We start from the raw sequence: 12,018 nt of genomic DNA, 5'->3' as shown, positions 1-12,018 counted from the left end.
CGAGAGAAACATGGCACGAGAAGAGAGTTCGGACGATACGCGGCGTTCGTTTATGAAAAAGGGAACGCTGGCAGCGACAGCTCTCGCAGTCGGTGCCGGTGCGACGGGCACCTACGCCGGCGTGATGGCACAAGAAGAAGACGAAGAGGGCGAAATCGTAATCCACGGGCAGGACTACTATCCGGAGGCGGAGTTCCACGTCCTGGCACAGCTAGAGACGCTGTCGAAAAATGACTTCCTCGAAAACGTCGATCCGGACGAGGAAGAGTTCGACGATCCGGACGACTGGGAAGTGTATCCGATTCGCGTCGAGGCCGGCGAGGCAGGTCCGCTGGGCTACATCATGGTCGAAAACGACGCAGTCGACCCGAGTGCCGGCGATATGGGAACGATGGGCGAGACCGCGTCCTTCCGTGACCCCGACATGAACCTGCTGGAGACGGACGTCACCATTGAGCCGGATGAGGTCGACGACGAAGTTGACGACGAGCCCGACGACGAAGTCGACGACGAACCAGACGACGAGGTCGACGACGAACCAGACGACGAGGTCGATGACGAACCAGACGACGAGGTCGATGACGAACCAGACGACGAGGTCGATGACGAACCAGACGACGAAGTTAACAACAACAACGACGACAACGACGACGGCCTCTTCTGATCGTTGACGTCGTCCGGCGAAGATCCGTCACCGGACGACCGTCCTCTCGCGGACCGCCCTTCTTTTCGCGTCGTTCCCACCGACAGGCGTGAACGGTGACGACCGACGAATCACTCGCATCGTCCGTCGCTCGAGAACCGTTCCCGGGCCGTTCGACCGTCCCCGTCGGCTCCGGACCGTCACTCGATCCGATCGCCGTCGACGGCACCCGTCTCGAGTTTCTTCACCCGGACCGAGAGTGCGAGAAAGAGTGCGAGCAGGGTAAACGTCGTCTCGCCGGCAGCGATGACTCCGAGCGCGTCGGCCGCGAGGAACATCGGCTCGTCGCGGGGGACGGGAATCGTCGTGTGGTGGGGCTCGCCGACGATCGGGACGAAGTAGTCGACGATCAGGTCGAGCCCGTACCACGCCAGCGCGACGGCGACGGCCCAGACCGGAAAGTCGGTGATTCGATGGAGGACAAGCGCCTGGACGACCATCGCGAGGTGACTCCAGAAGAGGAACTGGTACATCAGCGGATGGGTCTGGGCCGTATACGTTTCGTGAAAGACAAGCAGCGTGTACGGCGTCCACAGCCCCAGAATGATATTTCCGAAAAACGCGAGTGCTGTGAGCCAGGGCTGTTCGTACCCGAGTTTCCAGGCAGCGATCGCGAGTGCGATGAGCAACGTCGCGACGGGGCTGTCGGGAACGAACGGCCACATCACCGTTGCGGTCTCGGCGAACTGGTGGCGGTAGTACCAGAAGCCAAACGCTGTCCCGGCGAGGTTGATCGCGACGACGAGCCAGGCGTACCGGAGCCCGAGGTCCTCGAGTCGCTTCGGGAGGGGAGCGAACACTGTCGGCAGCGGATCCCGCTCGGGGAGTCCGGTCGATCCCGTCATCGTCAGGCGACGACGAACGGAAACTGTAAAACGGTAGCGGTCGCCGACCCTCAGCGTTGGATTCTCGAGCGAATCGGTGCCAGCCCCGGATAGCCGTCCCGACGCCACACGACGAGTGCGATCGCCGCGAACACGAACTCCGAGAGGAAGTACGGATCGTCGAGCGAGTCAGCCAGGAGCGCGAGTACGGACGGGGACCCGCTCTCGTAGCTCTCGACGGGAAGGGCGGGCCACAGCAGAAAGCTCGGGTCGGTTCCGCCCCACAGTGCCGGCAGGGCGTCGACGAGCGCGTGCGAGAGCGCACCGATCGCGAAGGCAACGCCGACGGCCGCGTATCCGGCCCGGTCGGCGACGAGGCCGACGACGAGCACGAGCGGAACCAACACGAGCAGCGAGTGAGCGAGCGTCCGTCCGGTCGGGAGCACGCCAAGGTACCACGCGAGCGGTTTGTCGACGAGGTCCGGAAACAGGCTGGCGAACACCACGACCACGGCAGGCACGTGATCCGGCGGTCGTTCGTACCGCGTGCGTGCGACGAGCGAGTAACAGAGGTACGCGATAGCAACGTGTCCGAGCGGCCACATTCTATCCGCTTCGACGACCCCGGCTCGTATAAACGACCTGACTCGCTTCGCGTGTCGAGCACGGCGACGGCGTGAAACGGCGGTCGTCGCCAGTCGTCTCGATCGTCGCGATCACCGGGTGGTATTGGCGAAAGAGACACGCGTAAGTACCCCCCCTCCCAACGCCGTAGCATGACCGACGACACCGATCTCGAGGAGCTTCGACGCGGGACCGACCTCGTCAAACGCGGCTTCGCTCGGATGCAGAAAGGCGGCGTCATCATGGACGTGGTCGACCGCGAGCAGGCTCGCATCGCCGAGGACGCCGGCGCAGTCGCCGTGATGGCACTCGAGGCCGTCCCCGCGGACATCCGCAAACGCGGCGGGGTCGCCCGAATGGCCGACCCGGCAGACGTCGAGGCGATCGTCGACGAGGTATCCATTCCGGTGATGGGTAAAACACGGATCGGCCACCGGAAGGAAGCAGAGATCCTCGAGGCGATCGGCGTGGATATGATCGACGAATCTGAGGTGCTCACGCCGGCCGACGACGCTTACCACATCGACAAACGCGAGTTTACCGCACCGTTCGTCTGTGGCGCACGCGATCTCGGGGAAGCCCTGCGTCGAATCGACGAAGGAGCAGCGATGATCCGCACCAAAGGCGAAGCCGGCACCGGCGACGTCAACCAGGCCGTCCACCACCAGCGGACGATCAAAGGCGAGATCCGCCGGCTCGAGGGGATGAACCACGAGGAGCGTGAGGCCTACGCCCGCGAGATCGAAGCACCCGCCGAACTCGTCCACGAGGCCGCCGAAGTCGGCCGGCTGCCGGTCGTGAACTTCGCCGCGGGCGGGATCGCGACGCCGGCCGACGCCGCGCTCATGATGTACCACGAGTGTGACGGCATCTTCGTCGGCAGCGGCATCTTCGGCGCGGAGAACCCGGAGGCGATGGCCGAAGCGATCGTCGCGGCGACGACCAACTGGGACGATCCGGAGACACTCGCCGACATCTCGAAGAACCTCGGCAAAGGGATGAAAGGCGACGCGAACGTCGACTTGCCCGAAGAGGAGCAGTTGCAAGGACGAGGTATCTGATTCAGTCGGTCCCGGACTCGTCACCGTAGGTGACGTCGAACGGGCCCTCGGCGGGATCTTTCTGGGGTAACATCGGACCGATGGAGGCCGTCCGGCGCGTCACCGTCGCCGTCCGAAGGATGTACGAGACCAAAAGAGCAAGCGGCGAGACGACGACCACGACGAGTCCGCTGACGACGAACGGCAGGTAGTCGGTGCTGATCGTCGGTCCGGCGGTGTCCGCGTACAGGAACCCGATGAGCATCGCCGCGACGATCGCCGGGACGCCACAGTAGATCGTCAGCTGTGAAAAGCGCGTGAGCTCTCGCTGTAAGTACGTCGTCGTCAACTGCCCCGCGCACGGTGGCGCGGGGCTTGTCAGTGAACTCGGCCTCTGCCGACCGTAGTTAGTCGGACGGGACAAATCCCCGGTTCGGCGTTGACGAGACGCGTCGCGTCTCGTTCGCACATCAGGTTTCGCAGAAACCTGAGGACGTCACCGTTCCTGACTTCAGGGCGAGTTGACTGTTGCCCGTCCGCCGCGACGACTGTAGGCCGCGACGGACATACCGCCACCCAACATTCTTTGCACCCACGTAATCCGAATTCTGCGTCGCACCACACGACTCACACTCGAAATCCGCCTGTTTCACCCTATTCCCGTCGCTCGTGTGCCCACACTCGGGACATCGCCGACTCGTGTTCTTCGGATCAACAAACTCGACGCTTATCCCTTCGGTTTCAGCCTTGTACTCCACGAGATCAACAAGCTGACGGTGCGCCCACTGGTGGAACTCTTTGACAGGTGGCGCACGTTCTCGAATGTGCTTCAGGTTCTCGAACGCGATGTACTCGCAGTCGTGTGTCCGCGCTTCTTCGAGAATCCGGTTAGCGACTTGATGGAGTTCGTCACGAAGATACCGTGACTCCCTCCCACTCATCTGCTGAATCGTCCGATGAGCTGATTGTGTGCCGGTCTGCTGAAGGTTGCCTCGAATCCGCTCGAACTCCCGGTGTCGATGCCTGACTTCTCTCCCCGAGGCGAAGTACGCCGTGCTGGTGGTGGCGATGTTGACGATGCCGAGGTCAACGCCGAGAACTGTCCTGTCCTCGTCGTCATCCTGTCTTTCGGCCTGCTTCTCGGGCTTCGGTTTGCGAAACCCGAGGTTGAGGTAGTAGTCGCCATCACGCTTTGACAGCGTGGACTCCGTTACTTCCCACTCGTCATCGGTGAGGTATTCGTGTTGATACCCGTCTTCGTCGTCGGGGAGGTTCAGGTCACACCGAATCCGGCCATCGACGGTGGAAAGCGACACAGACCCGTCATCGAACAGCGTCATCGTCCGGGTGTCGTATTTCACCGTGTTACTTGTGAACTCCGGTCGGGATGTTTTGTAGTGTTCGTCAAGGTCTTCGATTGCTTCGATACCATCGAGTGCGGCTGCAGCCTGATGGGTGGCGAGGATTGCGTGTTGGCTCCCGAGACGTGTGTTCTCCAACACCGTGTCGTAGGTGAGGTCTTGGAGGTAGGTTTTCCGCGTTTCACCGTGTTCCCATCCGATGCGGCTACTGATGTTGCAGGCAGCTTTCCACTCGTTGATGGTGGTATCGAGCAAGTCCTGTTGCTCGTCAGTGAGGATGGGGCGGGTGATTGCGGTGCGTCTCAGGTAGCCGTCTGCCACGAATTTCAATAGTTTGTATAGGTACTTAACAGTCCGTGGTTAGTGGCAGCGGGTGTCGGCTTCAACCCCGCCCACAGTGGGGCGGGGAATCCGCCTTGGTTTTCTTTTGAAGTGTTCGCGGGCGACGCTTAACAGCTCGAGCGTCTCGATCAACTCCTCGAGTGCCTCGGCCGCCTCGGCGGATAGCTCCTCGCCGTGACGCTTCCGGAGGTGTCTGGCGACGTACAACTGCCAGGCAGTGTCGTACCCGATAGCGGCTGAGACGGCCCGGAACGTGCCGAACGTCGTGTGCTCGAGCGTCTCGTCGACCCTGTCGGTGCTCTCTCGAACCTGGTTGGCGTACGGGACCACCCGCTCTCTGAGCTCGTCGTCGCGAAACGACAGGACCCCCTCGAGTTGCTCTTCTGACTCGCCGGCGGCGGCGAACTCCCGCGAGAGGATGATACTGTCGGACAGAAGTACGTAAACGACAGAAGACGGCAATCGGGACAGCCGACGAAACAGCGGGCGCGAAGAACGGGACTGCTGTCCCGTGATGAGCGCCCGAACACTGAAACACCGTGTTCGATACTGGCGGGCGAAAATCCGCCAGGATTTTCGTCCGACAGTATGAGCTGGTTGATCGAGACGACGAGCGTGACGAGCGACAGCGTCCCGGCGATCATGCCGCCGGCCAGACGGGTGATCGAGTCGTCGTTGGTGAACGCGATGAGATCGCCCCAGAACAGGAGCAAAAACGTGGCGAACGTCACGATCATGACGAAGGCAGCGACGAGCAGGCGATCGCCCTCGACGAGGAACCACTCCCGAAACCGGGTCCAGACGTTCGTCCGCGTTCCGATGTCGGTGCCGTAAGACGCTATCGTCTCGTCGGTGCTGGACGAACCCATACCGGGCCGTTCGCCGGTCACGTGGATAAGCACAGACGTTGCACATCTCGAGGATCGATCGGACATCACGTCGGCGAGTTCGGAGCAGGAGCCGGTCAGTCGCGACCGTCCTCGAGGACGCCCCGAACGTGAACGACGAAGAGGAGAACGAGGTACGCTACCAGCGCGCCGATCCCGGCCGAGAGCGCCCTCGAGGGTACAGTCTGGGCCCCGACGGCCGCGATTGCGACCCCGGCTACGAGCGCCGTGACCTGAACGATCGGCCGGTCCCAGCACGCTCGCACCCGATCGTACGCTCGAGCGGCGAGCAGTTCGAAGACGATCGTTCCGAGCACGCCGGCGAGGAAAAACGGCGTCGAGAGCGACGCCTCGACGGAGACGAACGCGAACAGAAATGCGGCGAGAACGGCTCCTGCGAGCGCGCCATCGCGCCGGCGAGCCATTTATAACGACGGCTGTGAGTCGGTACCGGTGCAACCGCGAACCATCGTTCGGTTGCACCGGAACACAGTCACAGCCGTCATTATTACTCGCGATAGACCGTCGCGCCGGTTCCGACGGTCGTCTGGTAGGCTCGACTCTCGACGCCGATCGAATCGAAGACGTCGATCATGGCTGTGGCGACCGCCCGTCGATCGTGACGGCGACAGACCGCGAGTATCGTCGGGCCGGCCCCGCTTACGGTGACGCCGGTCGCGCCGGCCTCGAGGGCCGCCTCCCGGACTCGATCGTAGCCGTCGATGAGTGCGGCCCGTTCGGGGGTAACGATGCCGTCGTCCATACCGCGGCCGACGAGGTCGGGGTCGTCGCGAGTCATCCCGACGGCGAGCGTCGACGCGTGACCGACGGTGTCGACGATCTGTGTCATCGTCGCCGACTCGGGGACGACGTCGCGTGCAGCACGCGTCGAAACCGAAATCTCGGGGAGGCAGGCGACCAGCGAGACGTCGGCGTCGACCTGCGTGACCCCCCCATTGCTGACGATGGTGAATCCGCCCAACAGAGCGGGTGCGACGTTGTCGGCGTGGGCCTCGCCCGAGACGAGTGCCTCGCCCTCGGCAGCGACGGGGACGAGTTCCTCTCGCGAGAGGCCGCGGTCGTAGAGTTCGTTCAGTGCAACGGCGGCTGCGGCGGCGCTTGCGGCCGAGGAACCGAGTCCCGAGGACGGTCTGACGCCCTTGTCGATCCGGATCCGAGCAGGTGCATCGAGTTCCTCGACGACCGCACCGACGGTGTTTTTCGCGGGATCTTCGGGAATGTACTGGCTCCCGACACCGGTGACCGTAATCGTGGTTTCGGCCGCTCGTTCGACACGAATCACGTCGGCGGGCGTCTCGAGCGCGACGCCGAAGACGTCGAAGCCGCTCCCGAGGTTCGCGCTCGTTGCCGGAGCCCGCACGGTGAGCATGCCGAAATGTATCCACAGGGTCGGGAAAAAGGTAGCGAACCGTCGCGTCGAAATCGCCTACCGTTCGGCCTCGATGACGCTCGCCAGCTCGACGTCTCTATCCGTGACGCCGCCTTCCTCGTGGGTCGTAAGCCTGATCTCGAGTTCCTCGTACCGAATCGTGAGCTCGGGGTGATGGGAGTGAGCTTCGGCGATCTCGCCGACCATCTGTGCGAAGTTGACGCCACGGAGGTAGTCGGCGAACTCGTAGACGCGAACGATCTCGTCGCCGTCGTGGTCCCACCCCTGGGGAAGCAGATCCGCAATCTCGTCGTCGGAAAGCAGATCGGACATGTGCGGTCGCACGAAACCCAATTAAATAATCGTTGTGCTAGATCAGTCGTCCTCGAGCGCGCCGACGGCCTCCGTGCCGTCGGGTGAACCATCACCGCCGACGATCGATTCGGGTCCGAACTCGGGGTCGAACAGCTGCAAGGCGGTGCTGATCGTCTCCCAGTCGTCCTCGGCGGCGGCCTCTCGCAGGCTCTTAGTCGGCGGTGCGAGCAGCTGTGAGACCAACGCGTCGGCCATCGATCGGACGACCTCCTCGCGTTCTGCGGCGGTCTCGGCCGCCTCGAGCCGACTGCAGGCGGTCTCGAGCTCGCGTCGTTTGATCCGGTCTGCGCTCTCGTACATCGCGGCGATGACCTCGTCGGCTCGCATGCGTTTGTACTGTTCACAGAGCAGATCGAACTCGCGGTCGATCATCGCCTCGACTTCGGCTGCGGCGTCGGCTCGCTGGCATCGGGTCCGTTCGGTGACCGCCTCGAGGTCGTCTAAGTCGTAGACGGTGACGTTGTCGAGCGAGTCGGCCGTAGGCCGGACGTCCCGTGGCTGCCCGAGGTCGACGACGACCTGTTCGCACTCGCCGAGGTGAGCCGGTTCGAGAATCGGCTCCGGGCTCCCCGTCGCCGTGACGACCGCATCGGCACGGGAGGCGACGGACTCGAGGTCTGCGAGGGAGACGGCACGAGCGTCGGCGTCGTCTTCGAGGGCGGTGACGAGGTCCTCGGCGGCCGAGACGGTCCGGTTCGCGACGACGACCGCCTCGACGTCTCGATCGGCGAGGCTCCGGGCGGCGAGTTCGCCCATCTCGCCCGCCCCGACGACCAGCGTCGTGGCGTCCTCGAGACCGGCGGTTTCGGCGATCAGCTTCGTGGCAGCCGAGCCGAGCGAGACGACGCCCTCGTTGATCGACGTCTCGGTTCGAGCACGTTCGCCGACGTGGATCGCCTTCGTGATCGCCGTCTCGAGCATCGGCCCGACCGCACCGACCGTGCGGGCGTCCTCGTAGGCGTCTCTAACCTGGCCGATGATCTGGTCTTCGCCGAGGACGACCGACTCGAGCCCAGTAGCGACCCGCAGGAGGTGTCGCAGGCTCTCGTCGTGGTCCGTGTAGACGACCGTCTCAGCGGGGACGTCGCCGAATACGTCTGCGAGCAGCTCCCGGCCGGTTTCAGCGTCCGGCGTCACGACGTAGGCCTCGACGCGGTTGCACGTCGAGATGACGAACGCCTCCTCGACGTCCGATCGCGAGTACAACTCGGCGACGCCGGCTCGCTGACTGTCCGGGCTGGCAGCGGCGAGCTCGTCGACGCTTCCGGTCTCGTGTGTGACACGTGCACCGCTTACGACGCCAGCGTCGGTCACGACGACACCCCCCCTATCGACGGTCGTTCGACGAACACGTCCTCGATCACTTGCCGCAGTTTGGCGTCACCACTATGTAAAAGTAACCAATCTCCTGGGTTATTGACCGAACGGGCGGGGACCAACGCCACGCTCATACGAGTACGTCGGTACCGGCTTCGCATAAGGGACACGCCCGCTCCAGCGACGTGGGAATCGCTCCGCTACGTGCCTTCGACGCCGGTGACCTCGTAGCCGAGTTCGCGGATCTCCTCGAGGATCGCCTCGTGGTCGGCACTCGCTTCGTAGTAGATGACGACGTCGAAGGTGCCCTCCCGCAGGAGCTGTTGGCACTCCCAGACGAACTCCTCGTCCTCGAGCGTGCGCCCCTGGTGCTGGTTCGAGGCGAAGTCGGTGTTGTCGTTGCCCGAGTAGACGTAACAGTCCTTCGGGTCGTATCCGGCGTGTTCGGCAATAATATCGCCGACGTCGATCGTCGCCTGCATCATCTTGACGTCCTCGTCGGAGCCGTACTGGGTGTGAACGATCGTCCCGTTGAGTTCGATCTCGCCGGGCTCGAGCAACGCCTTCGTTCGCCTGTAGAGGTCCTCGTCGATCGCGTCTGCCATTGCCCGAGGCGAGGACGCGGGTACGGATAGCCGTCACGGTTCGTCGCGGCGGTGCTGGCAGCGTCTCATTGGTGGCGAGTGTCACACAAAACACATAGTCGTCGACGATGTTACCGCAGACGAGACGATGAATCGGTGGCTTCACCGACGCGTCAGGTCGGCCTACGAACGACTGCTCGCCCGGGAAATATCGGGTGCGCCGACCCACGTCGCAGTCATCCAGGACGGCAACCGGCGGTATGCGAAACGGCGTGGCGACGACGCGCCCGACGGCCATCGCGCCGGCGCGGAGACGACCGAACGCGTCCTCGAGTGGTGCCAGGACGTCGGCGTCGAAGAGCTCACGCTGTATGCGTTCTCGACGGAGAACTTCGATCGGCCACCCGAAGAACGGGAAGCGTTGTTCGACCTCCTCTGTGAGAAGCTGCGAGAGTTCGCCGACGCCGACCGCGTCCACGACAACGAGGTATGCATTCGCGGCATCGGCGACATCGACCGCCTCCCCGAGCGCGTCCGAGACGCCGTCAACTACGCCGAGTCTCGAACCCGCGAGTACGATCGATTCGTACTCAACATTGCACTCGCCTACGGCGGCCGCAACGAACTTCTCTGTGCCGCCCGCAGCGTTTCCCGCGACGTCGCCGACGGCGAACTCGAACCCGAAGCGGTAGACGTCGAGACGATCGAACGGCGGCTGTACGACCGACCGGTCCGTGACGTCGATCTCATCATCCGCACCGGCGGGGACGAACGCACCTCGAATTTCCTGCCGTGGCACGCAAACGGCAACGAGGCCGCCGTCTTCTTCTGTACGCCGTACTGGCCCGAGTTCTCGAAGACGGACTTTCTGCGGGCAGTCAGAACCTACGAACACCGCGAGCAGTCCTGGCGACGCACTCGCGCCCGTCGTGCGATCGCACTGCTCGGTGCCGTCAGCGAACCCGAACTCGCCGACGCTCGTTCGGTCGTCAGCCGGTTTCGGGACTCACTGCCACGCGGGGAACGACCCGACGAAGACGCCCTCGAGTCGAACCGAACGACCGAGACAAGGTAGACGCCGAACCACACCCGACGGACTCGAGTGGTCGGACCGCAGGCGAAGCGTCAGTGTCTCGTTTTCCCGTTCCACAGCGTACCTGCGCGCATGTCAACAGGTATTTGCCATCGACGCCCCAAATTTATCGAACAGAACCCGACGGCTCCCGTGTTACCGGGGCTGATCGCTCATGGAAGATACATCGAAATATCTCATTCACGCGGACGTCACGGCCGACGGCGTGGTCGAACGGAGCGACGTCGTCGGGGCGATCTTCGGCCAGACCGAAGGCTTACTCGGCGACGAACTCGACCTCCGTGACCTGCGTCAGTCCCAAAAAGTCGGCCGCATCGACGTCGAAATCTCGAGTACGGCCGGCCAGTCGTACGGTCACCTGACGATCGCGACCAGTCTCGACAAAGTCGAGACGGCGACGCTTGCGGCCGCCCTCGAGACGATCACGCGGATCGGTCCCTGCCGAGCCGACCTCGAGACCACCGACATCGAGGACGTCCGGGCGGCAAAACGAAAGGAGGTCGTCGACCGCGCGAAGGAGTTGCTCGAGACCGGTTTCGACGACTCGGTGATGAGCACCGAAGAGATCTTAGCCGAAGTACGCCAGCACGTCCGCGTCGAGGACGTCACCGAGTACGAGGGATTCCCTGCCGGACCGCGCGTGCCGGACAGCGACGCGGTCATCGTCGTCGAGGGCCGATCCGACGTGCTCACCCTGCTCAAGTACGGCATCAAAAACGCCATCGCGGTCGAGGGAACGAACGTCCCCGACGCCGTCGCCGACCTCACGAGAAGTCGCACCGTCACCGCGTTTCTCGACGGCGACCGTGGCGGCGACCTCATTCTGGAAGAGCTCTCACAGGTCGGTGAGATAGATTACGTGGCGTTCGCCCCCGCCGGATCGTCGGTCGAGGAACTCGACCACCACGAGCTGTTCGCCGCTCTTAGAAACAAGGTTCCCTACGACGCCGTCGCCGGACTGAACACGCCCCGGGAGGCCGTCGCCGCCACCGACGGGAGTACGACGCCCGCACCGCCAGTCGGTGAGGAGTCGACGTCTCCGGAGACGGCGTCCCATCCGGACTCGAGTGACGAAGACGAGGGCGACGCGTCCGCGACCGTCGAGGACGAACCGGAGCCGGAGTCAGCACCGACCGACGATCCCGAAACGATCTACGGCCACGCCGCTGCCGTCGTCCGCGAGGGAACCGACCGAGTACGGTTTCTCGACGCCGACGGCGACGTACTCGAGGAAGGAGACGCCCCGGAAGCCGAGACGTTGCTCGACGAACTCGAGACGACTCCGTCGACGATCGTCCTCGACGACATTCTCGGCCAGCAACTGCTCGACCGGATGGCCGACCACGACGTCGACCGGGTCGTCGCCCGATCACTCGGTCAGTTCGTGAAACGGCCGACGGACGTCCGGATCTACGCGATCGACGAGATTGCCGAGCGGCCGCCCGACTCGCAGTGATCGACACCGCAGACGGCAGATC

Annotated in this window: 14 protein-coding genes and 1 pseudogene; 5 read left to right on the top strand and 10 right to left on the bottom strand. The window is 63.8% G+C overall.

Annotation, left to right across the window (positions count from 1 at the left end; genetic code table 11):
• Window positions 1–10: 10 nt before the first annotated feature.
• Window positions 11–664 (top strand): calcium-binding protein, encoded by a 654-nt coding sequence (locus tag QQ977_RS04595; RefSeq protein ID WP_285927801.1) that lies wholly within the window; start codon window positions 11–13, stop codon window positions 662–664.
• Between the two features lie 179 nt (window positions 665–843).
• Here QQ977_RS04595 and QQ977_RS04590 read toward each other — a convergent pair whose 3' ends face one another.
• Window positions 844–1,548, bottom strand: coding sequence for a DUF1405 domain-containing protein (locus QQ977_RS04590; protein ID WP_285927800.1), 705 nt, complete (start codon window positions 1,546–1,548; stop codon window positions 844–846).
• 50 nt (window positions 1,549–1,598) lie between these two features.
• Window positions 1,599–2,132, bottom strand: a complete 534-nt coding sequence (locus QQ977_RS04585) for a metal-dependent hydrolase (RefSeq protein ID WP_285927799.1) — start codon at window positions 2,130–2,132, stop codon at window positions 1,599–1,601.
• A gap of 171 nt (window positions 2,133–2,303) precedes the next feature.
• On the opposite strand from QQ977_RS04585, the gene pdxS reads away from it, so the two are divergent.
• A complete protein-coding gene (gene pdxS / locus QQ977_RS04580) occupies window positions 2,304–3,212 on the top strand; it encodes a pyridoxal 5'-phosphate synthase lyase subunit PdxS (protein WP_285927798.1) in 909 nt (302 codons plus the stop codon).
• Between the two features lies 1 nt (window position 3,213).
• On the opposite strand, the pseudogene QQ977_RS04575 reads toward pdxS, so the two are convergent.
• From QQ977_RS04575 to QQ977_RS04565, 3 genes and pseudogenes are all read right to left on the bottom strand, one after another.
• Window positions 3,214–3,534, bottom strand: a pseudogene (locus QQ977_RS04575) (hypothetical protein); the annotation flags it as partial.
• 127 nt (window positions 3,535–3,661) lie between these two features.
• A complete protein-coding gene (locus tag QQ977_RS04570; protein ID WP_285927797.1) occupies window positions 3,662–4,873 on the bottom strand; it encodes an RNA-guided endonuclease InsQ/TnpB family protein in 1,212 nt (403 codons plus the stop codon).
• 39 nt (window positions 4,874–4,912) lie between these two features.
• Window positions 4,913–5,356, bottom strand: coding sequence for a hypothetical protein (locus tag QQ977_RS04565; RefSeq protein WP_285928763.1), 444 nt, complete (start codon window positions 5,354–5,356; stop codon window positions 4,913–4,915).
• Window positions 5,357–5,482: 126 nt separating this feature from the next.
• Here QQ977_RS04565 and QQ977_RS17265 point away from each other — a divergent pair, with 126 nt between their 5' ends.
• Entirely contained in the window at window positions 5,483–5,728 is a 246-nt protein-coding gene (locus QQ977_RS17265; RefSeq protein ID WP_345783353.1) for a hypothetical protein, read from the top strand.
• Window positions 5,729–5,858: 130 nt separating this feature from the next.
• Here the strand turns inward: QQ977_RS17265 and QQ977_RS04555 are convergent, their stop codons facing one another.
• The 5 genes from QQ977_RS04555 to QQ977_RS04535 all read right to left on the bottom strand — a co-directional run bounded on the left by QQ977_RS04555 (window position 5,859) and on the right by QQ977_RS04535 (window position 9,468).
• Window positions 5,859–6,206 (bottom strand): hypothetical protein, encoded by a 348-nt coding sequence (locus QQ977_RS04555; RefSeq protein ID WP_285927795.1) that lies wholly within the window; start codon window positions 6,204–6,206, stop codon window positions 5,859–5,861.
• An 83-nt stretch (window positions 6,207–6,289) separates the two neighbouring features.
• Entirely contained in the window at window positions 6,290–7,171 is an 882-nt protein-coding gene (locus QQ977_RS04550) for a homoserine kinase (RefSeq protein ID WP_285927794.1), read from the bottom strand.
• Between the two features lie 57 nt (window positions 7,172–7,228).
• Window positions 7,229–7,504, bottom strand: coding sequence for a 4a-hydroxytetrahydrobiopterin dehydratase (locus QQ977_RS04545; RefSeq protein ID WP_285927792.1), 276 nt, complete (start codon window positions 7,502–7,504; stop codon window positions 7,229–7,231).
• Between the two features lie 42 nt (window positions 7,505–7,546).
• The gene (gene hemA, locus QQ977_RS04540) at window positions 7,547–8,860 is read right to left on the bottom strand and encodes a glutamyl-tRNA reductase (protein WP_285927791.1); all 1,314 of its coding nucleotides are present in this window, start codon (window positions 8,858–8,860) and stop codon (window positions 7,547–7,549) included.
• Between the two features lie 203 nt (window positions 8,861–9,063).
• Window positions 9,064–9,468 carry a DUF5778 family protein gene (locus QQ977_RS04535; protein ID WP_285927789.1) on the bottom strand — a complete coding sequence of 135 codons (405 nt, stop codon included), beginning with the start codon at window positions 9,466–9,468 and terminating at the stop codon, window positions 9,064–9,066.
• Between the two features lie 127 nt (window positions 9,469–9,595).
• Between QQ977_RS04535 and uppS the strand changes: the two genes are divergently transcribed.
• Together uppS and dnaG are read left to right on the top strand one after the other, a co-directional pair.
• The gene (gene uppS / locus QQ977_RS04530; protein WP_285927788.1) at window positions 9,596–10,522 is read left to right on the top strand and encodes a polyprenyl diphosphate synthase; all 927 of its coding nucleotides are present in this window, start codon (window positions 9,596–9,598) and stop codon (window positions 10,520–10,522) included.
• Between the two features lie 172 nt (window positions 10,523–10,694).
• On the top strand, window positions 10,695–11,996 hold the full coding sequence (gene dnaG / locus QQ977_RS04525) for a DNA primase DnaG (protein WP_285927786.1): 1,302 nt from the start codon (window positions 10,695–10,697) through the stop codon (window positions 11,994–11,996).
• Window positions 11,997–12,018 lie beyond the last annotated feature (22 nt).

Source organism: Natrialbaceae archaeon AArc-T1-2, from assembly GCF_030273315.1.
In the GTDB taxonomy this organism is placed as follows: Archaea; Halobacteriota; Halobacteria; order Halobacteriales; family Natrialbaceae; genus Tc-Br11-E2g1.
Note: the sequence above shows the minus strand (reverse complement) of the source record. Positions and strands in the feature narration are given on the sequence as shown.